This window comes from Mesorhizobium sp. LSJC280B00, from assembly GCF_000502835.1.
Classification (GTDB): Bacteria; Pseudomonadota; Alphaproteobacteria; order Rhizobiales; family Rhizobiaceae; genus Mesorhizobium.
Window position 1 is genome coordinate 48,286 of record NZ_AYVL01000005.1, and the last position, 23,762, is coordinate 72,047.

Sequence of the window (23,762 nt, forward strand, 5' to 3'; positions counted from 1 at the left end):
ATATCCGATATCAACGTGGGTAATGGCGGAGGAACTTTGCATAGGGCAGCTTGGGATAGCCGTAGGTACAGATAGGGCTGCCGGCGCTGTTGCAAAACCCCGGCGCGAACGGCGCGGCGCCGGTCCACGCCAAAGCCGGCGCCGCCTCTTGCGCCTGATCACCTGCGCCATACCTATAGCCCATATCGGCCTGCGAACCCCATATCGGCCTGCGAACATTGCCAGGAACCAAAGCATGAATATCGAACCCCTTTTGCGATCCATCGTGGCCGTCCGCGCCACCGTGCCAGAGGACGCCTTCACGGCAAATACACTTGGCACCCGCCGCGAGGGCAGTGGCGTGGTCATCCGCGGCGACGGGCTGGTACTCACCATCGGCTATCTCATCACCGAGGCCGAGGAGGTCTGGCTGGCCGACCAGGACGGGCGCGTGGTTCCCGCCCATGCGCTAGCCTACGACCAGGAGTCGGGCTTCGGCCTGGTGCAGGCGCTGGCGCCGCTCGGGCTGCCCGCCATTGCGCTCGGCGATGCCTCCAGGGCCAAGATCGGCGATCCCGTCGTGCTCGCCGACGGCGTCGGCCGCTCCGTGCGGGCGCGGATCGTCACCAAGCAGGAATTCGCCGGCTATTGGGAATATCTGCTCGACGAGGCGATCTTCACGGCGCCGGCTCACCCCTCATGGGGCGGCGCCGGCCTCATCGGCGCGGATGGCAGGCTGCTCGGCATCGGTTCGCTGCGCCTGCAGATGAGCCGCAACGGCGAGGTCGCCGACATCAACATGGTGGTGCCGATCGATCTTCTGCCGCCCATCCTCGACGATCTGCTGACGCGCGGGCAGGTCGCCAGGCCGCCGCGGCCGTGGCTCGGCGCCTTCTCGGCCGAGAGCGACGGCAAGGTCGTGGTGATGAGCGTCGCCGAGGGCGGTCCGGCCGCCCAGGCGGGCCTTCGCCAAGGCGATGTCATCTCGGATGTCCGCGACACGGCGGTCGATGGGCTTGCCGATTTTTATCGCAAGCTTTGGAAGAGCGGCCCGGCCGGTGCCGAGATCCCGCTCCGGGTGCTGCGCGATGGCCGCGAAACCTGGCTGCGCGTCAAGTCCGCCGATCGCAACAGCCTGCTGTGGAAGCCGCCGCTGCAGTGAGGCAACCGAAACCTCTCACTCTCCGCAAGCGCTGAAGCCAGTGCCCGGGGTCCATTCCGCAAATGGGATGACCTTGCCTTCGACCGATACGGTCGCTTGCCTGGTGCTGCCGTCCGCCAGCTTCTTGCTGCTTTTGCCCTTGCCGGTCAGCACATTGTAGTCGCAGTCGCCGGCAACATTGTCGTCCATGTAATCCCAATACTCGTAGGCAAAACCGGCGACGACGAACGTGCCGTTGCGCCAGGCGAGCGTCAGCGTCTTATTGGTCCGCTCGCTGCCGATCTCCATCGCCGGAATATAGAGCTTGATCGAACCGTTGGGGAGCGTAGTGAGTTCGGGCTCGGTGTCGGATGTGGCGGGGCCCGGCCGGTCGTAATCCTTCCATTCCCCGTCAATCTGATCATGCACGATCCCGGCAGGTTTTAGAAAATCCCCATTGCGATCTTTGAGGAAAAAATACAGGTCCATGGGAGAGCCGGGCTCGGTCTCGACGATCATCGCCAGATCGGCGGCGCCGTCGCCGTTCCAGTCGCCGGTCGCCGCCGTGATGATCTTCTGCGTCTCGATCGGCTCCGCCAGTGCGGCGGCCGGCAGCAGGACCAGACCGAATATTGTCGATCGCATGTAAAATCCTCTTAGCCTGGGCAGGTCTGAGACGCACGCGCTTCTCAGGAGGCCCGGCTCTGCCGCGTCTCGGAACGGCTCGTCTCGTTGAGCAGCCGGCAGAGCGAAACGGCTTCACGACGGCTCAGGCCGATCAGCGCGATTTCCGAAAATTGCGCCGGCAGATCGTGAACGATGTCCCACACCATCCAACGGCCGTTCGGCTCCATGACACATTCGTAGCGCAATAATTGTTCCTGCATCCGACCCCCGGCTTTGCTCACCGGACTGGTACAGCGTCGAGGTAAATGAGTTGTTGCGCCGCGCGAGTATTCCGCGGCTGTCAAAACCAGGCGTTGAATCCCACAGGGGCGAACCCGACAGGTCACGGCTGACGGTGCCGATACTCTCGACAAGGCGGCAGGGCAGGGACGCTTCCGGCATGAAGGCGGCCGCCGCCAGAATTGGATCAGGCGTTGCGGCTCGCCATATGCGCGTCGAGCTTCCTCCTCGAGGGGCCGTAACGCTTGATGATGGTCGCGGCCTCGCTTTGCGGTATGCCGTATTTGCGGGCAAAGGCAGCGACCTCGTAAGGCTCTTCGCCTGAGACCAGTTTGCGATCCTGCTTGGTCTTGGATTTGTCGTCGGCCATGGCGTCCTCCATCACATCTGGTCGTTATAGGGCTCCTTGGTCCGGCCGACCATCCTGGCCAGTTCGGCAAAGGACGGTACGCCGGTTTCACCCTGGGCATTGTTGGCCGCCTGCAGCAGCCTGAGCGGAAAGCAGACGGCGTCGCGGTTGGATGGCGACATGTCTTCATAGAGACGCTCGTCGCTGGTCATCGCCGCCTCGGCGCGGCGCAACGCCATGTCGACCTCGTCGACCGACAGCAGGCCCTTGTGGACCAGCGCGTTGTTGACGGCCGCGATCGCCATCATCAATCCTTCGAGCTGGAGATTGGCGACGTTCATCGTCTTGCGTCCTTGCCGGGCTTCTTGGCGGTAGCCTTGCCGTCTGGCCGGATCGCTGTGCGCGGCGGGTTCTGGCCCTCCGAATGCCGGGTCTTGTCGTCGAAATCGTCAGCCGGCCTGGTCAATCCCATGCCGCCGGGAGGCGGCTTGTTGCCGGCCGCATCCTGCGAGAATTCGTCGGCCGCGTCGGGGCTCGTCTTTGCCGGATATTTCCTCGCGCCGGTCTCGTAGCGGTTCTGGTCGTCGGCCATGTCCTGTGCTCCGGTTGCAATGAGCAGATAACCTTCAGGCGCCGCCAGCGGTTCCGTGGTGAAATCGACCTTGCCGGCGCCGAAGGCTTCGCAATCTGTCGGGTTTTAGTGCATTCTTGTGCATGCCAACAATGCTTCGCCCCGACGCGCCGGCACAATGCTGCTCCTACTGCGGCGGGCGCGACCACAATTACGAGGATTGCCCGAAGCGCAAAAGCGATGCCGAACGGCAGAAGGAGACGCCAGGCAACGCGTCCCAGCCCGCTGCGGCGGCTGCAGGGGAAATCCGCCAGCCGGCCTGAACCACCCCGCCGGTCCGGCCGGCTGGCGCGAAGGTCCTTCCATATCCAGAGGATTGCAATGCCGCCACTATTGTGGGCAAAAGCAGCACGGGCAATCAGGTTGGGGTGGGGTGATGACCGAAACGCAAGGCAATTCAAGCCGTCCGCAGGGCAAGCCGGGGATGGCATCGGGATCGATCGGTTCCGGCCTGATCGCACTCGTCATCTTGGCGCTCGGCGTCTTTGCGCTCCTGGGGTCCTGGTACACGATCGACCAGGGCGACCGCGGCGTGCTCTTGACCAACGGGGCGCTGAGTTCGGTCGTCGATCCCGGACTGCATTTCAAGCTGCCGTGGCTGCAGCGCGTCGAGAAGATCAGCTTGCGCCAGCAGGTGCTCAAATGGGGCTGCGAAAACCAGAACGATTGCAGCGGCCTGCCGGCCATGCAGGCCTATTCGCGCGACCAGCAGCCGGCCGACATGCGCGTTACCGTCAACTTCCACGTGCCGGCCGCCGAAGTCAGCAACGTCTACACCAATTATGGATCGATCGAGGCACTGGCCGACCGTGTCATTGCCAGGAAAGCACCGCAGGAGATCAAGACGGTGTTCGGCCAGTACGACGCGGTGTCGGTTATCCAGAACCGGGCGAAGTTCAACAAGGACGTCGCCGACGCCATCGCGGCGGTAACCGACGGCCCGGTGATGATAGACAGCGTGCAGGTCGAGAACATCGACTTCTCCGACGCCTACGAGCAGGCGGTCGAAGCCAGGATGACGGCGCAGGTCGAGGTGCAGAAGCAGGAACAGAACCTGCAGCAGGAAAAGATCAAGGCCGATATCGCCGTCACCCAGGCCAAGGGCCGCGCCGACAGCGTCAAGGCCGAAGCCGAGGCCAGCGCCTACAAGACCAGGGTCGAAGGCGATGCGACCGCGGGCGCCATCAAGGCTCGCGCCGCCGCAATCGCCAACAATCCGCTGCTGGTCGAACTGACCAAGGCGGAGAGATGGAACGGCGAATTGCCGAAGTCGATGATCCCGGGCTCGACCGTACCGTTCCTCGAACTCAGCACGCCTGCCGCAGCATCGAACTGAGGCGCGGCGCAAACCAGATCAGGGCGGCGGCGCGATAGCCGTCCTGGTGCGGTTACGGCTGAAGCACGGCGCCTCGGGCGATTGCCTGCGTTTGACTTAGAAAAGCTGTCAGCAGCTCCATTCCCGCCGGCCAGTCGCCGAGCCCGCTGTCGCCATTGATGTGGCCAAGCGGTCCGGCGATATGGAGATCGCTGCCCCATCGCTCGGATTTCGCCCTGGCATAGTCCAGCGAGCCGTAGGGATCGTTGGTGCTGGCGACAATCAGCGACGGAAAGCGAAGCCGTTGTTGCGGTGCGTCGGCGAAGGCCCGGGCGGAGGAGGGGAAGGCCGGCGACGCAGGGTCCGGAACCGCGACCAGCAACGCGCCGCCGATAGAGCGGGGGGAGATCCGCTGCCAGTGCACGACGAGCAGACAGCCGAGGCTGTGGGCGACGAGCACCGGCGGTGTCCTTGCCTGGCATACAGCGGTTTCCAGCGCAGCCACCCAGTCGTCGAGGTCCGGCGCGTCCCAACTCGCCGGGTTGAACCGCCGCATCGCCGGGTTTGCCTGCTGCCAACGTGTCTGCCAGTGGGCTTTGCCCGATCCGCCGATGCCCGGCACAATGATGACGTCGGTCATGCGAAGCCCTTCTTTCCTGATGCAGCGCGTGCAATTCTAGGTCTTCTCCCAGGTGGCGGAATGAGAGATCATCGGAAAGCAGCGACGAAATCCGATGGATTAGAGGCGATCATGCGGAACGGCGATTATCGGCCAAGGCTCGACCCCACCGATCTGGCGATCATTGAGATCATGCAGGAGGATGGCCGCATCGGCATCTCCGAGCTTGGCCGCCGCGTCGGACTGTCCCAGCCCGCCACCTCGGAACGGGTGAAGCGGCTGGAGGAGCGCGGCGTCATCACCGGTTACAAGGCGGTGATCAATTCGGCAGCGCTCGGGCTCGGCACCATGGCGGTCATCCGCCTGCGCACCACGCATGAGCATATCCAGGCCTGCCTGAAGAAGTTCGCCCAATTGCCGGAGGTGGTCGAGGTGCTGCGGGTGACCGGCGAGGATTGTTTTCTGGTCAAGGTCGTGGTCCCGTCACCGCCCGATCTTGAAAGCATCGTCGACAGCATCGGCCACCACGGCACGGTGACGACAAATGTGGTTCTGCGCGCCGAGCAACCGAAGCGGCTGGGACGCGAATTGATGACCAGGGCCTGACCGGTCTATCGCTTGGTCTGCGTATGCCCGACGGCATTGGCGAACGAGATGCCGCCCTTGATCTCGCGCATCGCCATCGAGGTGATCGTGCGCCGCACGCCGGGCAGCCGGCTGAGCTCCTCGCGCAGCATCCTGTCGAGCGCCATCATGTCGACGGTGACGATCTGCAGGAGATAGTCGGCCTCGCCAGTCGTGGCGTGGCAGCGGCGGATCAGCGGATGCTTTTTGACCGCCGCCTCGAAGGCGTCCGATAGCTCGAAATCGATCGACACCTGGATGAAGGCTTCGATGCCGAAGCCGAGCTTGGCCGGGTCGATCCGGGTCGAGTAGCCGCGGATGACGCCGGCGTCCTCAAGCGCCTTGACCCGCTTCCAGCACGGCGTCTTGCTCAAGCCGACCTCATCGGCGAGCGCGGCAAAGGAGATGCGGGCCTCGCGTTCGAGCGCCGCGACGATCTTCCGGTCGACCGCATCCAGCATCATTCGTTCTTCCAATCTGCTTCAGTGACAATTTTCGTCCTTCGTTTCCCGCCAATCGAATAACAGAAAGGGACAATGTTCGGCAAGAAAGCGATTAGACTCGGGCTGGGATCCAACAAACGCCTGCGGCCCAACGGCCGCGGCAAGGAGCATGGCCATGGACAAGCAGGACTATTATGCCCGCATCGAAACGCCTGAGATGCGCGACTATGGCGTCTACCTCAAATGCGACAGGCTGCTGGCCTGCCAGAAGCCGCTGGCCGAGATGGTGAATGCCGACGAGTTGCAGTTCCAGATCGTGCACCAGGTCGAGGAGCTGTGGATGAAGCTCATCGCCTACACGCTGATCGACGTCGTCGATTTCCTGGAAAAGCAGGACACGCATCGCGTCGTCACGCTGATGGGGCGCGTGCATCGGCTGATGCGGCTGATGACGGCGCAGCTCGACCTGCTCGAAACCATGTCGCCCAAGGAGTACCAGCAGATCCGGCTGCAGCTCGGCAATGGCAGCGGCCAGGAATCGCCGGGCTTCAAGCAGCTGCTGCGCCTGCCGCCCGATCTGTGGCGGGCCTTCAAGGCGTCATACCTCGACGACCGCGGCCTTTCGGTCGAGGATGTCTACGATACCGGCTACGATCACGGCGACAGCTATGTCGTTGCCGAAGCGCTGATCGAGTTCGACGAGCTGTTCCAGAAATTCCGTGCCAACCACCTCTATCTCATCCACCGCACGATCGGCCTCGGCGCGAAATCGCTGAAGGGCCGGCCGGTCGAATTGCTGGAAGCCGGCGCCCGCCACCGCTTCTTCCCGGAACTCTGGGACATACGCTGGGCGATGACCGACCGCTGGGGCAGCCAGTATGGAACGGTACGGGAGCCGATCAGCAAGCCGGGGGTCAAGGTGGGGTAGTACAACCTTCCTTCTCCCCTTGTGGGAGAAGGTGGATCGGCGCGCAGCGCCGAGACGGATGAGGGGTGTTGGACGGAGTGCCGCCGGCGCCAAGCTGGAGCACCCCTCATCCGTCGCCTTCGGCGACACCTTCTCCCACAAGGGGAGAAGGGAAGGCGCCACTTTGGTGTCGCCCGCTTGTATCCTGCAGGTTTTTCGGGGGATGATGTCGGGCTTGCGGTTGGTGGTGCGTCCTTGGGGCACAACCATCGTAACTCTTGGGAGGACATCATGACCTTGGAAACCGCTCAATCAACCGTTCAGTCGCCGTGGCAGACCGCGGCAATCCTTATCGCCCGCCTGATCTTTGCCGCCGTCTTCCTGATGGCCGTGATCTTCAAATTCGTCGATATCGGCGCCACCGCCGGCTATATCGCGGCGGCTGGATTTCCGTTCCCGCTGTTCCTGGCCTGGTGCGCAGCCCTGCTCGAGGTCGTCCTCGTTCTATGCTTCCTGACCGGCGCCTTCTTCTCATGGGCAGCACTCGTCGCCGGCGCCTATGTGCTGTTCCTCGGCTTCGCCTTCCACGGGCCGTCGCACTGGGCCGGCAACCAGGCCGAGTTCGGCTTCTTCGTCGATCACTTCACCTTCCTGGCCGGGCTGCTGTTCGCCGCCGTGCACGGGCCGGGCAGGGTCCTGGCGCTGAGGCTTGGCAGGGCGTGATGCCCAATCTCGCATCCGGCGTTCTCGTAAAGGCGCTCAGAAGGGTGGCTGCGACGATCCCGGCCGGGTCTATGACCGCGACCAGGGCCAGATCGGCAGCACGATCCGCACCAGCATCGTCGTGACGATCGAGAACGGCTGGATACCGTCATTCAGGCCATCGCAGTTCGATTGAAATAAAAGCGACAGCTAAAGTACGAGCGTTCGAGGTTTATGCTTTTCGTAGATGCGCCTGCATTCCCTCTGTACTTCCAACATTCGGCGGGCTAAGCAAGACGCGGGTCTTGAGGGGGAATTCATGAACATCGCCACGCGTTTTGCTGCCGCCATGATAGGCACGTCTCTGCTTGCCGGCTGCACTACCTTGACCGAAGGCGAATTCAACACGATGCATACCACGCTTGAAGGCAGCCCTGTCACCAAGCGCGTGGCGATCAACGAATGCATTGCACGCGAGAGGTCCACGCCGCTCAACGAAAGAACGACTTACGCGGCAATCATGAATGTCAGTGTCGCAAAATACGATAGCGCCTTTTGTAACCGGCTCTTTAATGCCGTTGCTAATGGCAGGCTGACTTACGCGGACTACCGCAGGCTTTCTTCGCCGGGGGCCGACAGCAGCAAGTTGATCAAGATCCTGCAGGGCCGCTAGCAGGCGCCGCCAGCAGTCTTGCCGCCCTGGCGCGGCAAGCCGTTGTCGCGGCGTCAGTTATGATCGCCGCGTCACATCTGGTCGTTGTAAGGTTCCTTGATCTGACCGACCATGCGTGCCAGTTTCGAGAAGGACGGCATGTCCGTCTCCGGCTGACATTGATTGGCCAACTCCAGCAGTCGGATCGGGAAGTTGACGGCGTCGCGGCTGGACGCCGACATGCCTTCGGACCTTTCCTCGTTGGTCTCGCTGGCTTCGGCCTTGCGCAAGGCGATGTCTATCTCCTCGACAGAGAGCACGCCCTTGCGGACCAGAACCTGATTGATCGATGCGATGGCCATAAGCAGGCCTTCGAGTTGCAGATTGGCGACGTTCATGATTTTTGCTCCCATGGCTAAGGGTCAAACGCGCGAATGCCTGTTCTGATCCGCGGCTGCGGCTGCTCGTCGGCCGGTGAGATGCCTCGGCAAATGGAGGAAGCGCCAATTGCCGACGCTGCGTTCGCGCCCACAAAGTGGCTGGCGGGCAACGCGAGGCGCCGAAGAGAAATTCGGTTTTTTGTCGCCGCGCCACATTTTGTTCTTGCTTTGTGCCGGCAGCTATGCTACTAATTTGGGTATGGTGCTAATTGGCTCCAACGANGCGGTTGTCCGGTTTGCCACATTTTGTTCTTGCTTTGTGCCGGCAGCTATGCTACTAATTTGGGTATGGTGCTAATTGGCTCCAACGACCCGCCCGCCGAGGCGGGTTTTTGTTTTCAGGCTTCTTTTCGATCGAACGTTGCTTGTGTTGCCGGCTGTGAAGTCGGCGGGACAGCGCCCGGGACAGTACCCCCCTCTGGCCTGCCGGCCATCTCCCCCTCAAGTGGGGAGATTGGCGGTTTCGGCGCTGCGCTCTTCCTGCAACGTTGGAGATTGGCGAAAGCCGGCGCGAAAGCCGATTTCCCCCCAAGTGGGGGAGATGTCCGGCAGGACAGAGAGGGGCGCGAAGGAATGCAGCCTAGCGGTCTTCTTGGAAGGTCAATCGGGAGGCGGACAAGGCGAGGCGCTGAACGGAATTCGCATTTTTCTGCCACTGCGCCACATTTTGTTCTTGCTTTGTGCCGGCAGCTATGCTACTAATCTGGGTATGGTGCCAATTGGCTCCAACGACCCGCCCGCCGAGGCGGGGTTTTNCACATTTTGTTCTTGCTTTGTGCCGGCAGCTATGCTACTAATCTGGGTATGGTGCCAATTGGCTCCAACGACCCGCCCGCCGAGGCGGGTTTTTGTTTTCAGGCCGATTTGGAGACGATCACGGCGAGCGAGGCGAGTTTTCCGTCACTCAGGCTTCGGATGTAGTTGCGGCGGCGCTGCAGGAATTCCGCGCCCATGACGACTTCATTTGCCTGCTGCTGCGCCGGCGAGGGCACGATGCCGGAATTGGCCCTCTTCAGCGCCAGCTCAACATGTTCGCCGGTTTCGTCGACGATTTCGTCGATGCGAAATCCGGCATCGACAAACAGGGTTTTCAATTTTTCCCGATCGGCGAGGTGGCTGGTCGCCGCAGAAACCGCCCAGGGCATGGGATAGTAGGGCTCGCCGCCGGCGAGCACGGCTTCGGTCCAGATCAGCCTGCCTCGCGGTTTCAGCACGCGCCAGGCCTCGTCGATGACCGCGGCCTTGTTCTCGATGTTCATGCCGACATAGAAGCAGATCGCCGCATCGAAGGTGCTGTCGCCAAAAGGCAGTTTCGTCGCGTCGGCCTGATGGAAGCGAACCTTGTCTGCCAGTCCGCTGAGTGCGGTCAGTCGGCTCGACGCGGCGACAAAGGCTGGTGTCAGGTCGATGCCGTCGACCTGGCAGCCATAGGTCGAGGCCAGAAACCTTGCCGGCCCGCCAATGCCGCTGCCGATATCCAGGATCCGATCTGTCGGCGAAGGAGCAAGACGGGCCGCATGCTCCCGCGTGGCGATCAGTTCGCGGCCATGGAGCTGATCGAATGGATAGAGTTGCGCGGCCGCGAGTTTTCCGGCCGGGTCGGCGTCCGGGATCGCGGCCAATATGCGATCGACGATGCCGTCGCTGCCGTAGTGACTGGTGACATTGCCCATGACGCGTTCCCCTCAAGCGCAACCACCATCCCATCAACGCAAGTCTCACGCAATGCCCGCCCTTTTCGCCCTCCTTCCAGCCGTTCACCGACGAGGGTGCGAGGTCGTCAGTGCATTTTCTTCCACCGCGCCACATTTTGTTCTTGCTTTGTGCCGGCAGCTATGCTACTAATCTGGGTATGGTGCCAATTGGCTCCAACGACCCGCCCGCCGAGGCGGGTTTTTTATTTCCGGCTCCTGTTCGACCGAATGTTGCGNCACATTTTGTTCTTGCTTTGTGCCGGCAGCTATGCTACTAATCTGGGTATGGTGCCAATTGGCTCCAACGACCCGCCCGCCGAGGCGGGTTTTTCATTTCGGGCTCCTGTTCGACCGAATGTTGCGTGTGCTGCCGAGGTATGTCGGCGCAAATGAACGCGACCGACTATCCCGGTCCGCAACCACCTATCGTCCATAGATTTCCCAACGCGCCCGTGCGCCCACTTCAGAGAACACCCCATGTCCAACCGTTATGCCACCATCATCACCGACGATGACGGCCGCGAGGTCGTCAGCGCCATTGGCGAGTTCGCCGGCACCGCACCCTATGCACGCCATGGCCGCTTCGAGCAGGTGGCCGCCGGCGTGCGGATCGGCATGGTGCGCGGCGGTACCGTCGATGCGGTCGGCGGCTTTGGCTTCCCGTCGGGAGCACTCGACGGCAAGGCGGTGGCAATTCTCAGGGCAAGGCTGAATGCCTTGCCTGACGCCGGTGCGATGAAGCCCGGCACGACGACTGATGCGAAACCGGCAAGCCAGCCGCGGAAGCCGAAGTCGGCACGCGCCGGCAAGAAGGCCAGGCCGCGCAAGCGCATCGTGCGGCCAGGCAACAAGAAGCCGGCGGTCTCCGCTGGGACGGCGGAGTAGGGCATGGCCGAAGCTCCTTCCACCGGCGATCCGCAGCCGCACGATCAAGCACCCGGCAGCCGAACCAAGCGGGCGAAGAAGACGCTGGCCGACGGCTTTCTCGAAGCGATCCGCGCCGATTTTCGCGCCCATGGCGCCGGCGTTATCGCCGAGGTGCGCGCCGAAAAGCCCGACCAGTACCTGAAGCTCGTGCTGTCGGTGCTGCCCAAGGATATTAGTGTCAACATCAACAATCTGGATGCATTGAGCGATGACGAAATCAGGCAGCGCATCCGCGGCCTCGAAGCCGTCCTTAGGCCGTTCCTCGAGAAGCCGGGCTTCGCAAAAGGCCTCGCACAGCCGGGCGGCAAGGACGGAATATCTCAGCCTGCTGGCGGAGCTGGACCGCAGGCGCCGCACTAACCAGCTTGCCGCCTATCGGCCCTATCCCAGGCAGGCCGAGTTCCATGCAGCCGGCGCGACCAATCGCGAGCGCCTGTTCATGGCCGGCAACCAGCTCGGCAAGACCAGGGCCGGCGGCGCCGAATGGGCGATGCACCTCACCGGCCGCTATCCAGATTGGTGGCAAGGCAAGGTTTTCGATTGTCCGGTTCGGATGTGGGCGGCCGGCGTCACCGGCGAAAGCACGCGCGATAACCCGCAGCGCATCCTGATCGGCCCGCCGCAGCAGCAGGCGGCCGGCACCGGCATGATCCCGGCCGACGCCATCGTCAGCACGATGGCGGGACGGGCGCCGGGCGCGCTCGACAGCGTCGTGGTGCGCTGGGGCGGCGGCGGCGACGTCCAGGCCGGTGAATCGGTGCTGTCGTTCAAGAGCTACGAGAAGGGTCGCGAGAAATGGCAGGGCGAAACGCTGCACGGCGTCTGGTTCGACGAGGAGCCGCCGCTCGACATCTATTCCGAAGGGCTGACCCGCACCAACGCCACCGGCGGCATCACCATCGTCACCTTCACGCCGCTGCTCGGCATGTCGGACGTGGTGCTGCTGTTTTTGTCGGCTGAGCAGGTCGAGTTCATTGGTGAAGGGGAAGCAATCGGCTGAATAAGCCAGCCCGGCGCAATCATTATCCCAGCTGACTGTGGCGCACGGAATAGTGTGGAGCACTTCTCTTTGCAGCAAAATTGTAGTTATTTGGACGGAGGATGAGAGCCGCAACGGAGGGGTGGGCAGTGGGAAATCACTATCGGTCGCTAGTCGTGATCGGTGCAATAATGCTTTCAGGATGCGTAGTGACTGAGAGCCGGTTCAATACAATCAACGCTGGAATACAAAGAAGTCCAGCTTTCAAAAAGGATTTTATGACTCAGTGTGCGGTGGGATTAGGGGCAAAGCCACTAGGTTACCGCAAACAATGGGCAAGAATAATAAACACAAGTGTTGAAGCATTGCCAGAGGTGTACTGCAAACGCTGGACTGATGCGGCGGTGAGCGGGCGAATGACGTACGCGGATTACAAAAATGGATTGTCGCGACCTACCTACGAAAGTAAGTTGATCAAGATACTTCAGGGCCATTAGCCGGCCCGCCTGTGTTCGTCGCGCGCCGTCCCGGTTTTGCTCCAGCAAGGTATCGCGCATGAGCCGCCACGTCCCCTTCATGACCAGCGCGGTTGCCAAGCCATGATCCGGAACTAGACTGGCTACATTGGGCGGGAGATCACAACTATGAATAGACGAATGGTGTTGATCGGCGGCCTTTCGTCAATTGTCGTATCACCAGAAGGCAACGTCGGCATGTCAGCAACTTCTCCTCCTGTCCCGAAATGGCGGCCATCGTTTTCGCAGCCCATCGATCGCATCGAAGAGCGCATTGGCTACTACTTCAACCAGGAGCGTGACTTTGCCATCCTTGAAAACGGCACCTGTGTGCTGACGGAGGCTGGTCTTTCCGATGGCGCTGCATCCTTGGCAGCCATCCAGACGCTTGCCGAGATCTACAACTACCACCCGGACATGAAACCATCTGATATGGACGATGGCAATTTGTTGGTCAGTTACAATCATCCTGCCTTCAACGTCGTGCTGACCGATATTGCAAAGGCGCATTGGCCAGAGATCGAGGCTCGCCACCAGGACGGACTGACGACCGACGAGGTGTTGTTCACGCCGCTCGGGCAGAACGTATTCGATGATTTTGGCAAAAAGGCGCTGCTAGGCCGGTGCTACATGTTCATGGATGCACAGGCGCCGAAAGTCGTGCGCATCAAACGTCGGACGATCTGATCCCGACTTTTCGACCGGCTCCGTGGCAGGTGTTCCGAGCGATGCAAACGGAGCTGCGAGGCGGGGCGTTGGAGCGCGCGCCTGCCACCACGATTCAATGCCGCGAGGGCGCACAATGACCCGCCACGTCACCTTCATGACCATCGACGATGCCGAGCATTATACGCCGCAGCAGCGCGCCGAGGTCATTGCCGCCTATCCGGCGCATGAGCGCGAGGCGCGGGCCAAGGGCATTCCGGTGCTCAGCTCCGGCCGCATCTTTCCGGTGGCCGAGGAGCTGATCGCCTGCGAGCCGTTCCCGCCGCCGCGCTATTGGCCAAGGCTCGGCGCGCTCGATTTCGGCTGGGACCATCCGTCGGCCGCGGTCGAGCTCGCCTGGGATACGGAGGCCGATGTCGTCTATGTCACGAAGGCCTGCCGTGCCTCGCAGCAGACTCCCGCCATGCAGGCGCTGACGCTGAAACCGTGGGGCGATTGGCTGCCATGGGCATGGCCGCGCGACGGCCGCCGCGAGACGCTGGAAGGTGCCGGCACCGCACTTGCCAGGCAATATTCCGCGCACGGGCTGAACATGCTCGCCAGCCATGCGCAGTTCGCCGACGGTTCGGTATCGGTCGAGGCCGGGCTGATGGAGATGCTCGACCGCATGCAGAGCGGCCGCTTCAAGGTGTTCTCGACGCTTTTGCCGTGGTTCGAGGAGTTCCGGCTCTATCACCGCCGGGATGGCCAGGTGGTGAAGCTGCGCGACGATTTGATGGCGGCGACCCGCTACGGCGTGATGATGCTGAGGGAAGCGGTGGTCGACCCGGCTCTGTTCAAGGCCGCGCGGCGGAAGGCGGGGCAGAGCGATCCGCTGGGGGCGTTTCGGTGAGGAAAATCGGGGAGGGAGGCAATGCGCTCCGGCTCCGATTGGAAAACTGTAGTGAACGTCCGTGGACGTGGTGTAGCATCGAATGATCCCGCTCAAGGGACGCATCGGCGTGGCCTCACGGGGGCATTCGCCGATAGGGGAGGATCAGATGAAAAACGGAATTTCTCCAGACCACATACTGCAAATTGGCTTTGGGTTCTGGCCAGCCAAGACATTGTTGAGCGCCGTGGAACTGGGACTCTTCTCGCTGCTTGCGGACGGCCCCAAAACGGGCCTCGAACTGCAAGGCGCGATGAGGCTGCATCCGCGCGCAACGTATGATTTTCTCGACACCCTCGTCGCGCTCGGATTGCTGCAGAGGGACGGCGCCGGTGAAACCGGCAAATACGGCAATACGCCATCGACCGCGCTGTTCCTGGTCAAGCGGAGCCCCCAATACATCGGTGGAATCCTTGAGATGGCGAACGCACGACTGTATCGGTTCTGGGGCGATCTCACACCGGCATTGCAAACCGGAAAGCCTCAAAACGAGATCAAGGAGACAGGCAAGTCGATGTTCGGCGAGCTCTATGCGGACCCGGCGCGCCTGGAGCAGTTCATGGACGCGATGAGCGGCATCTCCATGGGCAATTTCACGGCGTTTGCCGAGAAATTCGACTTTTCCAAATATAAGACGCTGGCCGATATAGGCGGCGCAACCGGGCAGCTTTCGGCCATCGTCGCGGCGCGGCATCCGCACATGCAATGCCGGACGTGCGATCTCGCCGATGTGCAGCCGATCGCCGAACGGCGCTTGAGGGAGCGCAATCTCGGCGGCCGGGTCATCGCCGAGACGATCGACTTCTTCGCGGACGAATTCCCCAAGGCGGACATCATCACGATGGGAATGATCCTTCACGACTGGAATCTCGAGAACAAGAAAATGCTGATCGCCAAGGCCTATCGTGCATTGCCGACCGGCGGCGCGCTGGTCGCCATCGAGAACATCATCGACGATGAACGCAGGCAAAACGGCTTCGGTCTCATGATGTCGCTGAACATGCTGATCGAATTTGGCGAGGCGTTTGACTTCACCGGCGCCCAGTTCACCGAGTGGTGCAAAGTGGCAGGGTTTAGTCGCTGCGAGATTATTCCATTGGCGGGACCTGCAAGCGCAGCAGTGGCTTACAAATAGAGGCTTGGCACCCGCGCGCAGTTCGCCGGCGGCTCGGTGGCGGTCGGGCCGATGCTCGGCCGCATGCAATCAGGCCGCTTCAAGGTGGTTTCGACGCTCTTGCCCTGGTTCGAGGAGTTCCGTCTCTATCATCGCAGGGACGGCCAGGTGGTGAAGCTGCGCGACGATTTGATGGCAGCGACACGCTACGGCGTGATGATGCTGAGGGAAGCGCAGGTCGACCCCGCGGTGTTCAAGGCCGCGCGGCGGAAGGCCGGGCAGAGCGATCCGCTGGGGGCGTTTCGGTGACGATGCTTGCGTTTATGCACGCCCGGCGGCAAAACGACGACGTAGCGGCAACATCATGTTAGGGGGCAATATGGAATCGGAAAACTCGCTGCTCGGGATATTCATCTCCTGGATGCCGATGCTGATTTATCTCGCAGCAAGCCTTTGGGTAACGATCTGGCTCACCTTCAAGCTGATCCGCGTTCAACAGGCGATGGTGCAGGCGCAGGAAGGCATTCTCGCCAAGCTGACCGAGATCGACAGCCGGATGTCCGCGAAGATACGCCAGGACTGAGATTCGCGGCGGACGCATAGGACGAAGCGCCGAAAAGCTTAGCCGGGCTCCTTAGCCCATTCGCCGCCGCTGCCATGATAGGTCTCTGCGGAGAGCAAGAAAACCTGTGCGCAGGTCGTGCACCGAAAGCGGTAACGAAGCAGATCGTCCCATGGTCCATCCGGGTTGAGATCCGAAAACGGGATGACACTCGACATAGGACCACCCGGTACTTCCTGCAGAATACCGTCGCGTATGGCCTCTTTGGCCATCGTGATCGCCGCCGCGAGACGACCGGTGCTAAAGATCGTACGGGTCTCCTTGATCGGCGCACAGTTACGACAAGTCATGCGCTTGTCCCATAGGTACATCCACAAGTCACAGGCCAAGGAAATCCAGACGGCAAAGAGAGTCAATCTAGCTTGGCGGCCTCGTTTCCCTAGGGCTCTCCGCTTCGCAGCGTGCCGGAAAATGACCCAACATGACCGTCCGCATCATCCCTGCCACTTTGCGCGATCTCTCCTACATCGCCGCCAACCTCCGGCCCGAAGACCGGGCCGAGATCGATTGCCAGTTCGATGACTGGTCGCCGGCGCTGCTGGCGTTGACGGCGCTGCAGGGGTTTGCCTATGTCGCCGAGCTCGACGGCAATCCGGAGGCCGGCTTCGGCGCTGCCGAACAGCGCGGCGGCTTATGGATCGCCTGGAGCTGGGGCACGCGCCGCATGAGGCGCTGCGTGCCTGGGATTACGGAATTCTTTCATGCCGTGCTCGGGCCTGAAGTTGCCGCGCGCGGCGCGTGGCGGGTCGAGGCGCGAGCGCTGGCCGCCAATGAATTGGCGCTGCGCTGGCTTGCCCGGCTTGGCGCGACGCAACGCTGCCGCCTGCCGGGCTATGGCCGGAACGGCGAGGATTTTCTGCTCTACGACTGGACAAGAGCCTCTCACTTTGGAGAAAACCATGTGCCTTTTTCAAAAGCCACCGGCGCTGAAGCCGTTGCCGCCGACACCGACCATTGCCGACAAGGACGTGCAGGCGCGCGAAGCAGCGTTGCGGGCCCAGCTTGCGGCCAATGACGGCACCGCCGGAACCGTGAAGACCGATTTGTCGCCCGGCGATCTGACCGGCCAGCGCCGCGTGCTGCTGGGGGTTTGACATGGGCGCGATGAGACGAGTGTTCCGCAACCGGGTGCTGGCGTGGTGGTACTGGCGCCGGCACGCGCGGTTGGTGAAGAAGAGAGGCGGGATGAGGGCTCTTCCTTCTCCCCTTGTGGGAGAAGGTGGATCGGTGCGGCAGCGCCGAGCCGGATGAGGGGTGCTGGAAGGAATGAGGCGAAAAAACCTTCAGCGATTTGAAGAGCTTACCTCTGCAAAATAGCGATCGGTCCAACACCCCTCATCCGACCGAGCTTCGCTCGGCCACCTTCTCCCACAAGTGGAGAAGGTCAAGGCAGCTTCCGCCTTTTCCGTAACAGCACAGCGCAAATCGTGTTCCTTCCGCACGGTTGACATTCCTCCCTCAGCCGCCATGCTGCATTGCAACATGGCAATCGAGGAGTTCGGCATGACAGAAGCCCGGTCATCGCGCATCGAGTGCCTGGACGGGCTTCGGGCGCTTGCCGCGATCTGGGTGCTCATCGGGCACTGCTTGTTGTTGACCGGCTGGCAGATTCCTATTCTTGGCGAACCGGACCTCGGCGTCGATCTGTTCATCATGCTGTCCGGCTTCCTGATGGTGTTCCACTACCAGCTGCGCCAGGACAAGGAGCCCTGGCAAAGGCCGGAAACCTGGCTGAAATTCTGGACCCGCCGCTATTTCAGGATAGCGCCGCTGTTCTACGTCATGCTGTTCGCTGCCCTGGCGCTTGGCCCTTATCTCTACGGGTCGAGAATGATCATCGACGAGTTCCTGCTGCGGTCGCCGCAGGCGCCCGAGCGTTATCTCGACAGCGGGCTGAAGAATATCTGCGCCCATCTGCTGTTCCTGTTCGGCCTGGTGCCGAATTTCGCCTATCGCACGCCGCTGCCCGACTGGAGCCTGGGGCTGGAGATGCAGTTCTACGCACTGTTCCCGGCCATCATGCTGCTGGTTCGCAGGCTTGACTGGATATGGGCGGCCATCCTGGTCGCGGCGACCGGCAGCGCGATGGTGTTCTTGATGGGACAGTTGTCGGTGCATTTTCCGATGCCGTCGTTCCTGCCGCTGAAGATGCAGATTTTCCTGTGCGGGATGCTGCTGGCGGGCGTCGTCCATCAAAGGCAAAAGCGGCCCTTCGTGCATCTGGCATTGGCCATGCTGCTGGCGGCGCTGCCGTTCGGCGGCGGCTATGGGCTGAGCAAGCTGTTGATGCGCGAAGCGCTCGTCCTGGGGTTCTTTGCCTTGGTTCTCTACCGCATGCTGCCGGGAATGGCGGGTATCGTGGCCAGAAACATCGCCATGACGCTCGCCAACAGGTTCTTTCATTTGATGGGTGAGCTTTCCTTCAGCATCTATCTGATCCATCTGCTGGTTCTCCAGCCGGTTGCGGCTCTGGTCATCACCCAGTTCGGCCACGAGCTGTCGGCGCCGCTGCGCTTCGCGATCGTCACTGTCGTCGTCTTGCCAGTGGTGTGCCTGCTGTCCTGGATCACCTACATGCTGATCGAAGTACCCGGCCAGAAGATGGGCCGTTTCGTGGTGCAGCGCTTTGGGCGGAGCCCGGCGCTGGAGACGACGCCGGCGGAATAAGGCGCTTCCAATCTCCCCCTTGAGGGGAGATGTCGCCGAAGGCGACAGAGGGGGTCGCNGAATAAGGCGCTTCCAATCTCCCCCTTGAGGGGAGATGTCGCCGAAGGCGACAGAGGGGGTCGCCGATCCACGCGAGACGACCCCCTCTGTCCTACCGGACATCTCCCCCTCGAGGGGGGAGATCGGCAGCCTCGGCGTCCCGCCATTTCTTTCTTTTCCCCATTGAGTTCATCAAGCGAGGCTGACCATGAGCGATTCCCGTGCCCGCGATATCCTGGCGCGACAGGCTGAACTGGAGAGCGAGCGCAGCCAGTATGAGCATGTCTGGGAGGCGGTGTCCGAATTCTGCGATCCCGACGCGCCCGATATGTGGAGTGGCCGCCGCCAGGCCGGCGTCGATTCGCAGGCTGAGCGGCAGGAGCGGCGCGGTGCGCGTGTCTACGCCAACACCATCAACTCGGCCGCCAACCGGCTGGCCGCGGGGCTGGAGAGCCTGATCATCCCGCAGTCGGAGAAATGGCATGGGCTGTCGACCGCGGCCATCAACGACGATGAGACCGACGAGGAGAAGGAATGGGCGGAAGCGCTGCGCGACTTCCTGTTCTCGCTGCGCTACTCCGCCAATTCGAACTTCGTGCCGGCAACGCAGGCCTGCCTGCGCAATGTCGTGCGCTATGGCCCGGCCTATCTCTATGCCGAGGAAGGTTTTGGCGACACGCTGATCCGCTATGCCTCGATCCCTGTAGTCGAGGGCTATCTCTCGCGCAACCGCTGGGGCCAGGTCGATATCTTTCACCGCCGCTACGAGCGCACGGCGCGGCAGGCGGCGCAATTGCTCGGCTACGACAGACTGCCGGCGCGGATCAAGATTCTGGTCGACGACCCCGCCAAATGCGAGACGAAAATCTCGCTGATCCAGTGCATCCAGCCGCGCGACGAGCGCAAGATGTACAGTCTGAGCGGCTCCTACCAGTATCTCGACACGGCCTTCGCCTCCTACCATGTCATCGAGGACGAGGAGGCGATCGTCAGGGAAAGCGGTTTTCGCTCGTTCCCGGTATCGTGCTTCAACTGGCGCCGCTACGAGGGCGATCCCTACGGCATCTCGCCGACCATCGAGGCACTGACGACGGTGCGCGAGGAGAACGCCGTGCGGCGCTCCGGCCTGCGCGCGCTGCAGCAGATCACCGATCCGGCGACCGCCTCCAAGGCAAGGCTCGACTATGTGCCGGTGCTCAATCCCGGCGAGAACTATCCCGGCCTCATCGACGATGCCGGCCGGCCGCTGATCGCGCCGATCGCCACCGGCCAGAACCCGACCTATGCCTTCAATTATGCCGACAGCCGGGCCGAGGAGATCCGCGACATGATGTTCGTCAATCTGTTCCAGACGCTGGTGCAGAACCCGCAGATGACGGCGACCGAAGCCTTGATCCGGCAGGAGGAGAAGGGCGCGCTGCTCGGGCCGTCCGGCTCGATCATCCAGGCCGGCTTTGCCAGCAATCTCGACCGCGAGCTGGGCATTCTCGAGGACAAGGGACTTTACGAGGAAGATAGCCGCTTCCTGCCGCCGGCGAGCCTTGCCGGCAAGGCGCTGCGGCCGACCTTCACCGGCCCGCTCGACGTGCTGCGCCGTTCGGCCGAGGCGCGCGACACCATCCAGGTTGTCACCACCGCCATGCAGATGGCGCAGTTCGATCCCGGCGTGATGGACAATATCGACGGCGACGCGGCGCTGAAGATCGTGCAGGGCGCCGGCCGCAGTCCGCAGCGCATCTTTCGCCGCCAGGACGAGGTGGCGGGCATTCGCGATGCCCGCGCCAAGGCTCAAGCTGAACAGGCCGGCATGGCGGCGGTTGCGGCCGCCGGCAAGGTCGCCAGGGATGCCGTGCCGGCGGCAGTGCAGGCGCGCGACAGCGGCCTGCTCGACGGGCTCGGCGGACTGATGCCGCAGGCTGCGCAAGATGCTTCGGGCGGGCAGGGCGCATGAGCGGCAAACGCTTCGCCCATTCCAGCCAGGCCGGCGGCCCGGCCAAGGCGCGGGATGCCCTGGCCAAGGCCTATCTCAGGGTGTTCTCGGGCCAGGACGGCGAGATGGTGCTGGCCGACCTGGCGGCCGCAACCGGCTATTACCGCCGCCCGTCCTATGGCGAGTGGCTGGCCAAGACCAAGACGCCGAACGGCTTCGAGCTGCACAGCGCGCTCAGCAATGCCCGCGCCGAGGTGGTGCAGCACATTATGGGGTTTTTGACGCTGGACGAGGCGCAGTTGGCTGCGCTGGAGAAGGCGGCGAGGCTGGAGGCGTAGGGGCTTAGGAGCGCCGGCCTTGCAGGGGTCACGGCCCGCTCCGGCCGATCATTCCGGCGACCTCGGCCAGTTCACAGCAGGATCACCATAGGTTGCCGCGGCCAAGCCCCGTTTAGCCCACGCCCGTCGGCTTTGAGCATCATTAATGCCGGCCAATTCCTCATTGGCGACCTCTCCAAAATTCATGACCCGACGAAGGCGGCAGGACCCGGCCGGATCGCCGGTGCGGCGCCCGACCGCGCGGTGATCTTCGGCAGTTCGAGTCTGCGGGCTCCTTGGGCAAGGAATATTAAATGGCGACTATACCTCTCCAGCTTGCTCAGCGCCGGCTCGATACCGGCAATGTGCTCTCCTATCCCGAAGGGTCGCCGATCGGCAGGGCGATGCAGGGTTTTGGCGACGAGCTCTCTGCCGTCGCAGAGCGCTACCAGCAGCAGAAGCAGCAGCAGGAAGCGTTCGACGCTGAACTCGCGCGGCGTCGGTTCAACGGCCAGATCGCGCAGGCGGAAGACGAGGTGGTGGCGAATGCGCCGGCCGATGGCGGAGGCCTGCATGACACGATGTACGGCCAGGTCGATCCGCGCACCGGGCTCGTCACCAAGCCTGGCCTGTTCGACACGCTGTTCGACGACGCCTTGCCGAAAATACCCGAGAGTCAGCGCACCGCTTTCGCCAGGCAGAAGGAGGCCATGCGCGAGGCCGGCTCACTACGGATGGCTGCGAGGCAGCTTCAGCGGCGCGACGAATATGAGCAGGCCGAGTGGACCAAGGTCGATAACATCTCAACCAGTGCCATCGCGCAAAGCAACCCGAAGGACACCGAGAAGTTCGACGCGATCCGGCAGAACGGCTTTGACCTGATCGCCAAACTTCGCAACCCGCTTGCCCGACAAGCGGCGGAAGTCGCCTGGCGCAGCAATACGGCCAAGGCGCTGGTTCAAGCGATGATCGCCCAGGATCCGAAGCAGGCTGCCGAGATGCTGGGTGCTGCGCAGGCTGGAAGCCGAACCAAGGACGACACCGCCGCGGCCGTGGGTGGCTCCAGCGCCTTTGGTGCGCCCAATGCGGCGGCAGCGAAGGGTGACCGCGTCGGCAAGCGGACGCCTGATGAAAGGGTGGCGCAGGCGTTCAGGGACGACCTTCCGCAACAGGAACAGGCAGCGCTGATCCGACAGGCGCAGGCGGCCAACACTGCTCAGCAGGTTGAGCTTCGCACCAACATCGGTCTCGCCGAGCAGAACGCGCCGGACGCCATCGCACGGACTGGCGCTTATTCCGGCAAGATGCCTGGCCGGGACGCCTTCAGGATCGCCTATGGGCTCGACAAGGGCGACAAACGCTTCCGGGATTTCGACTGGCGAGCCGATGTCGGTAGGCAGGTTTTCGGCATGCGCACCATGCCGAACCAAGCGATCCATGCCGCCCTTCACGATGCCGATTCCGGGCCGAACGGTTCGCAGGAAGACCAGGCGCGCCGTGAGACGACCGCCGCGGCGGTAGGGCTGGTCATGAATCACAGACGAACCGATGGCGGGGGCTACGTCAGCGAAGTGTTTCCCAATATCGCTGCCGCATGGAAAGCGGTGACCGGTGGCAGACTCGAGGACCCGAACGGCTATGACAAGGACGCCTATGACAAAGCGATAGCCATGTCTGTCGCCGCGCAGGAACAATTGGGTATTGAGGACCCTCAGCCCGTGCCGCTGTCCATTATCCGTGATCTCTCCGATAATTATGACAGCGCGAGCATGTACCAGCAGGACATAAACGCGAAAGTAAGCACGCTGCTTGCCGGAACGTCCGGCCCTGCCGCTCGAGCAGGCGTGGCCCGGCAACTGGCGGATGCCGATCTGGCCTGGATTATGCCGGTTGAGGCCGGCTACAAGCCTATGTCGACGCGCGCAGTGTTGGCATCGCAGGCCAAAGGTCTTGGCAAGGCGGCCGCCAATGCGGGGATCGGCGCAGCTGAACTTGCGGCCAAACTGGTTACTCTGGCCGCCGACGGCAATACCCAGGCAACACTCAGCCCGCCTGATTTCACGGGTGCTTACTACGAGCCGTCGAACCGCGATGAAAATCTGATGATGCATCAGGGATCTGACGCATTGGGCTGGTCGATACCATGGCCCGGGGTTGGTCGAGCTGCTGTTACCGAGAAAGGGATAACGCGCGCAATCGAAGCGGTCGGTTCGGGAGCCGCGAAGCGCGCCGAAGGCCTCGTTGCCAACAAGCGCGTGTCCGAACTTGCCGCAGAAGATGCGGGTACCGGAGCAATTCGGGCGCCGACAGGCCAGTTCTATAGTGTGATCTTTGAAATGAGGTTGAGCCCGACCTTGTATCCGGGCTTCTCGCGCGAGGTACATTACCAAGCTGCCAACGAATCCTTATTGCAAACGATGGAAGGAGAAACGGCTTTCGCTCAGGATTTGCGGAATCAGGGGGTCAATCTTCAGCGAACGCAGACAGGGCTCGCTCCCCGGACCGCGCCTCCTGACTTTAGCTGGCACCACGCCGCAGAACCCGGTGTGATGCAACTTGTCCCTAGATCCCAACATGATGGTGGGAGTACCTTCCAGGAGACATTACACCCGGATCGCCGAGGAGGATTTTCTTTGTGGGGAAAACAATAAAG

28 protein-coding genes and 2 pseudogenes are annotated in these 23,762 nt (G+C 62.4%); 21 read left to right on the forward strand and 9 right to left on the reverse strand.

Going from position 1 to position 23,762, the window contains the following annotated elements; all coding sequences use genetic code 11:
* The first annotated feature begins 235 nt into the window (after nt 1–235).
* Nucleotides 236–1,141 carry a S1C family serine protease gene (locus tag X773_RS49040; protein ID WP_023675699.1) on the forward strand — a complete coding sequence of 302 codons (906 nt, stop codon included), beginning with the start codon at nt 236–238 and terminating at the stop codon, nt 1,139–1,141.
* A gap of 15 nt (nt 1,142–1,156) precedes the next feature.
* Here the strand turns inward: X773_RS49040 and X773_RS49045 are convergent, their stop codons facing one another.
* From X773_RS49045 to X773_RS49065, 5 genes are all read right to left on the reverse strand, one after another.
* The gene (locus tag X773_RS49045; RefSeq protein ID WP_023675700.1) at nt 1,157–1,765 is read right to left on the reverse strand and encodes a hypothetical protein; all 609 of its coding nucleotides are present in this window, start codon (nt 1,763–1,765) and stop codon (nt 1,157–1,159) included.
* A gap of 44 nt (nt 1,766–1,809) precedes the next feature.
* A complete protein-coding gene (locus X773_RS49050; RefSeq protein ID WP_245274654.1) occupies nt 1,810–1,992 on the reverse strand; it encodes a hypothetical protein in 183 nt (60 codons plus the stop codon).
* 221 nt (nt 1,993–2,213) lie between these two features.
* The gene (locus X773_RS49055) at nt 2,214–2,396 is read right to left on the reverse strand and encodes a DUF3606 domain-containing protein (protein ID WP_023675702.1); all 183 of its coding nucleotides are present in this window, start codon (nt 2,394–2,396) and stop codon (nt 2,214–2,216) included.
* Between the two features lie 11 nt (nt 2,397–2,407).
* On the reverse strand, nt 2,408–2,716 hold the full coding sequence (locus X773_RS49060) for a hypothetical protein (protein ID WP_023675703.1): 309 nt from the start codon (nt 2,714–2,716) through the stop codon (nt 2,408–2,410).
* Nucleotides 2,713–2,967, reverse strand: coding sequence for a hypothetical protein (locus X773_RS49065; protein ID WP_023675704.1), 255 nt, complete (start codon nt 2,965–2,967; stop codon nt 2,713–2,715). The genes X773_RS49060 and X773_RS49065 overlap by 4 nt, the downstream gene beginning before the upstream one ends.
* A gap of 131 nt (nt 2,968–3,098) precedes the next feature.
* Here X773_RS49065 and X773_RS76290 point away from each other — a divergent pair, with 131 nt between their 5' ends.
* Entirely contained in the window at nt 3,099–3,269 is a 171-nt protein-coding gene (locus X773_RS76290) for a hypothetical protein (RefSeq protein WP_023675705.1), read from the forward strand.
* 113 nt (nt 3,270–3,382) lie between these two features.
* Entirely contained in the window at nt 3,383–4,342 is a 960-nt protein-coding gene (locus X773_RS49070; protein ID WP_023675706.1) for a prohibitin family protein, read from the forward strand.
* A gap of 52 nt (nt 4,343–4,394) precedes the next feature.
* On the opposite strand, the gene X773_RS49075 is transcribed toward X773_RS49070, so the two are convergent.
* On the reverse strand, nt 4,395–4,961 hold the full coding sequence (locus X773_RS49075) for an alpha/beta hydrolase (protein ID WP_023675707.1): 567 nt from the start codon (nt 4,959–4,961) through the stop codon (nt 4,395–4,397).
* A 111-nt stretch (nt 4,962–5,072) separates the two neighbouring features.
* On the opposite strand from X773_RS49075, the gene X773_RS49080 reads away from it, so the two are divergent.
* A complete protein-coding gene (locus X773_RS49080) occupies nt 5,073–5,546 on the forward strand; it encodes an Lrp/AsnC family transcriptional regulator (RefSeq protein WP_023675708.1) in 474 nt (157 codons plus the stop codon).
* Between the two features lie 5 nt (nt 5,547–5,551).
* On the opposite strand, the gene X773_RS49085 is transcribed toward X773_RS49080, so the two are convergent.
* Complete coding sequence (locus X773_RS49085) at nt 5,552–6,028, reverse strand: Lrp/AsnC family transcriptional regulator (RefSeq protein WP_245274655.1); 477 nt, start codon at nt 6,026–6,028, stop codon at nt 5,552–5,554.
* Between the two features lie 154 nt (nt 6,029–6,182).
* Between X773_RS49085 and X773_RS49090 the strand changes: the two genes are divergently transcribed.
* The 4 genes from X773_RS49090 (at nt 6,183) to X773_RS49100 (ending at nt 8,289) form a co-directional block, all read left to right on the forward strand.
* Complete coding sequence (locus X773_RS49090; RefSeq protein WP_023675710.1) at nt 6,183–6,935, forward strand: tryptophan 2,3-dioxygenase family protein; 753 nt, start codon at nt 6,183–6,185, stop codon at nt 6,933–6,935.
* A 270-nt stretch (nt 6,936–7,205) separates the two neighbouring features.
* Nucleotides 7,206–7,637 carry a DoxX family protein gene (locus tag X773_RS49095; RefSeq protein ID WP_023675711.1) on the forward strand — a complete coding sequence of 144 codons (432 nt, stop codon included), beginning with the start codon at nt 7,206–7,208 and terminating at the stop codon, nt 7,635–7,637.
* Entirely contained in the window at nt 7,624–7,812 is a 189-nt protein-coding gene (locus tag X773_RS0137505; protein ID WP_031211496.1) for a hypothetical protein, read from the forward strand. Before X773_RS49095 ends, X773_RS0137505 begins: the two co-directional genes overlap by 14 nt.
* 123 nt (nt 7,813–7,935) lie before the next feature.
* Nucleotides 7,936–8,289 (forward strand): hypothetical protein, encoded by a 354-nt coding sequence (locus X773_RS49100; RefSeq protein WP_023675712.1) that lies wholly within the window; start codon nt 7,936–7,938, stop codon nt 8,287–8,289.
* Nucleotides 8,290–8,360: 71 nt separating this feature from the next.
* On the opposite strand, the gene X773_RS49105 is transcribed toward X773_RS49100, so the two are convergent.
* A complete protein-coding gene (locus X773_RS49105) occupies nt 8,361–8,666 on the reverse strand; it encodes a hypothetical protein (RefSeq protein ID WP_023675713.1) in 306 nt (101 codons plus the stop codon).
* A gap of 896 nt (nt 8,667–9,562) precedes the next feature.
* Nucleotides 9,563–10,381, reverse strand: coding sequence for a methyltransferase domain-containing protein (locus tag X773_RS49110; RefSeq protein WP_023675715.1), 819 nt, complete (start codon nt 10,379–10,381; stop codon nt 9,563–9,565).
* Nucleotides 10,382–10,879: 498 nt separating this feature from the next.
* Here X773_RS49110 and X773_RS49115 point away from each other — a divergent pair, with 498 nt between their 5' ends.
* The 13 genes and pseudogenes from X773_RS49115 to X773_RS77285 all read left to right on the forward strand — a co-directional run bounded on the left by X773_RS49115 (nt 10,880) and on the right by X773_RS77285 (nt 23,760).
* Nucleotides 10,880–11,287: a hypothetical protein gene (locus tag X773_RS49115; protein WP_023675716.1), complete on the forward strand. Its 408-nt coding sequence runs from the start codon at nt 10,880–10,882 to the stop codon at nt 11,285–11,287.
* A 3-nt stretch (nt 11,288–11,290) separates the two neighbouring features.
* Complete coding sequence (locus X773_RS0137510) at nt 11,291–11,689, forward strand: hypothetical protein (protein WP_245274656.1); 399 nt, start codon at nt 11,291–11,293, stop codon at nt 11,687–11,689.
* Nucleotides 11,655–12,281: pseudogene (locus tag X773_RS49120) on the forward strand (terminase family protein); the annotation flags it as partial. The gene X773_RS0137510 and the pseudogene X773_RS49120, both read left to right, overlap by 35 nt.
* 683 nt (nt 12,282–12,964) lie before the next feature.
* Entirely contained in the window at nt 12,965–13,510 is a 546-nt protein-coding gene (locus X773_RS49125; protein ID WP_023675719.1) for a hypothetical protein, read from the forward strand.
* Between the two features lie 115 nt (nt 13,511–13,625).
* The gene (locus X773_RS49130) at nt 13,626–14,381 is read left to right on the forward strand and encodes a terminase family protein (protein WP_023675720.1); all 756 of its coding nucleotides are present in this window, start codon (nt 13,626–13,628) and stop codon (nt 14,379–14,381) included.
* 82 nt (nt 14,382–14,463) lie between these two features.
* Nucleotides 14,464–15,555 carry an acetylserotonin O-methyltransferase gene (locus tag X773_RS49135; protein ID WP_245274658.1) on the forward strand — a complete coding sequence of 364 codons (1,092 nt, stop codon included), beginning with the start codon at nt 14,464–14,466 and terminating at the stop codon, nt 15,553–15,555.
* Between the two features lie 51 nt (nt 15,556–15,606).
* Nucleotides 15,607–15,843, forward strand: a pseudogene (locus tag X773_RS49140) (terminase); the annotation flags it as partial.
* A 70-nt stretch (nt 15,844–15,913) separates the two neighbouring features.
* Nucleotides 15,914–16,117, forward strand: a complete 204-nt coding sequence (locus X773_RS49145) for a hypothetical protein (RefSeq protein ID WP_023675723.1) — start codon at nt 15,914–15,916, stop codon at nt 16,115–16,117.
* Nucleotides 16,118–16,577: 460 nt separating this feature from the next.
* A complete protein-coding gene (locus tag X773_RS49150) occupies nt 16,578–17,171 on the forward strand; it encodes a hypothetical protein (RefSeq protein ID WP_023675725.1) in 594 nt (197 codons plus the stop codon).
* A 488-nt stretch (nt 17,172–17,659) separates the two neighbouring features.
* The gene (locus tag X773_RS49155) at nt 17,660–18,823 is read left to right on the forward strand and encodes an acyltransferase (RefSeq protein ID WP_023675727.1); all 1,164 of its coding nucleotides are present in this window, start codon (nt 17,660–17,662) and stop codon (nt 18,821–18,823) included.
* Nucleotides 18,824–19,070: 247 nt separating this feature from the next.
* Entirely contained in the window at nt 19,071–20,813 is a 1,743-nt protein-coding gene (locus tag X773_RS49160; protein ID WP_023675728.1) for a portal protein, read from the forward strand.
* On the forward strand, nt 20,810–21,130 hold the full coding sequence (locus tag X773_RS49165) for a hypothetical protein (RefSeq protein ID WP_023675729.1): 321 nt from the start codon (nt 20,810–20,812) through the stop codon (nt 21,128–21,130). The genes X773_RS49160 and X773_RS49165 overlap by 4 nt, the downstream gene beginning before the upstream one ends.
* A gap of 293 nt (nt 21,131–21,423) precedes the next feature.
* On the forward strand, nt 21,424–23,760 hold the full coding sequence (locus X773_RS77285) for an HNH endonuclease (protein WP_023675730.1): 2,337 nt from the start codon (nt 21,424–21,426) through the stop codon (nt 23,758–23,760).
* Nucleotides 23,761–23,762 lie beyond the last annotated feature (2 nt).

What these genes read in the sequence shown, in the direction of transcription:
- X773_RS49040 (WP_023675699.1), top strand. Translation starts at nt 236, where the DNA reads ATGAATATCGAACCCCTTTTGCGATCCATCGTGGCCGTCCGCGCCACC.
- X773_RS49045 (WP_023675700.1), bottom strand. Translation starts at nt 1,765, where the DNA reads ATGCGATCGACAATATTCGGTCTGGTCCTGCTGCCGGCCGCCGCACTG.
- X773_RS49055 (WP_023675702.1), bottom strand. Translation starts at nt 2,396, where the DNA reads ATGGCCGACGACAAATCCAAGACCAAGCAGGATCGCAAACTGGTCTCA.
- X773_RS49060 (WP_023675703.1), bottom strand. Translation starts at nt 2,716, where the DNA reads ATGAACGTCGCCAATCTCCAGCTCGAAGGATTGATGATGGCGATCGCG.
- X773_RS49065 (WP_023675704.1), bottom strand. Translation starts at nt 2,967, where the DNA reads ATGGCCGACGACCAGAACCGCTACGAGACCGGCGCGAGGAAATATCCG.
- X773_RS76290 (WP_023675705.1), top strand. Translation starts at nt 3,099, where the DNA reads ATGCTTCGCCCCGACGCGCCGGCACAATGCTGCTCCTACTGCGGCGGG.
- X773_RS49070 (WP_023675706.1), top strand. Translation starts at nt 3,383, where the DNA reads ATGACCGAAACGCAAGGCAATTCAAGCCGTCCGCAGGGCAAGCCGGGG.
- X773_RS49075 (WP_023675707.1), bottom strand. Translation starts at nt 4,961, where the DNA reads ATGACCGACGTCATCATTGTGCCGGGCATCGGCGGATCGGGCAAAGCC.
- X773_RS49080 (WP_023675708.1), top strand. Translation starts at nt 5,073, where the DNA reads ATGCGGAACGGCGATTATCGGCCAAGGCTCGACCCCACCGATCTGGCG.
- X773_RS49085 (WP_245274655.1), bottom strand. Translation starts at nt 6,028, where the DNA reads ATGATGCTGGATGCGGTCGACCGGAAGATCGTCGCGGCGCTCGAACGC.
- X773_RS49090 (WP_023675710.1), top strand. Translation starts at nt 6,183, where the DNA reads ATGGACAAGCAGGACTATTATGCCCGCATCGAAACGCCTGAGATGCGC.
- X773_RS49095 (WP_023675711.1), top strand. Translation starts at nt 7,206, where the DNA reads ATGACCTTGGAAACCGCTCAATCAACCGTTCAGTCGCCGTGGCAGACC.
- X773_RS49100 (WP_023675712.1), top strand. Translation starts at nt 7,936, where the DNA reads ATGAACATCGCCACGCGTTTTGCTGCCGCCATGATAGGCACGTCTCTG.
- X773_RS49105 (WP_023675713.1), bottom strand. Translation starts at nt 8,666, where the DNA reads ATGAACGTCGCCAATCTGCAACTCGAAGGCCTGCTTATGGCCATCGCA.
- X773_RS49110 (WP_023675715.1), bottom strand. Translation starts at nt 10,381, where the DNA reads ATGGGCAATGTCACCAGTCACTACGGCAGCGACGGCATCGTCGATCGC.
- X773_RS49115 (WP_023675716.1), top strand. Translation starts at nt 10,880, where the DNA reads ATGTCCAACCGTTATGCCACCATCATCACCGACGATGACGGCCGCGAG.
- X773_RS0137510 (WP_245274656.1), top strand. Translation starts at nt 11,291, where the DNA reads ATGGCCGAAGCTCCTTCCACCGGCGATCCGCAGCCGCACGATCAAGCA.
- X773_RS49125 (WP_023675719.1), top strand. Translation starts at nt 12,965, where the DNA reads ATGGTGTTGATCGGCGGCCTTTCGTCAATTGTCGTATCACCAGAAGGC.
- X773_RS49130 (WP_023675720.1), top strand. Translation starts at nt 13,626, where the DNA reads ATGACCCGCCACGTCACCTTCATGACCATCGACGATGCCGAGCATTAT.
- X773_RS49135 (WP_245274658.1), top strand. Translation starts at nt 14,464, where the DNA reads ATGATCCCGCTCAAGGGACGCATCGGCGTGGCCTCACGGGGGCATTCG.
- X773_RS49145 (WP_023675723.1), top strand. Translation starts at nt 15,914, where the DNA reads ATGGAATCGGAAAACTCGCTGCTCGGGATATTCATCTCCTGGATGCCG.
- X773_RS49150 (WP_023675725.1), top strand. Translation starts at nt 16,578, where the DNA reads ATGACCGTCCGCATCATCCCTGCCACTTTGCGCGATCTCTCCTACATC.
- X773_RS49155 (WP_023675727.1), top strand. Translation starts at nt 17,660, where the DNA reads ATGACAGAAGCCCGGTCATCGCGCATCGAGTGCCTGGACGGGCTTCGG.
- X773_RS49160 (WP_023675728.1), top strand. Translation starts at nt 19,071, where the DNA reads ATGAGCGATTCCCGTGCCCGCGATATCCTGGCGCGACAGGCTGAACTG.
- X773_RS49165 (WP_023675729.1), top strand. Translation starts at nt 20,810, where the DNA reads ATGAGCGGCAAACGCTTCGCCCATTCCAGCCAGGCCGGCGGCCCGGCC.
- X773_RS77285 (WP_023675730.1), top strand. Translation starts at nt 21,424, where the DNA reads ATGGCGACTATACCTCTCCAGCTTGCTCAGCGCCGGCTCGATACCGGC.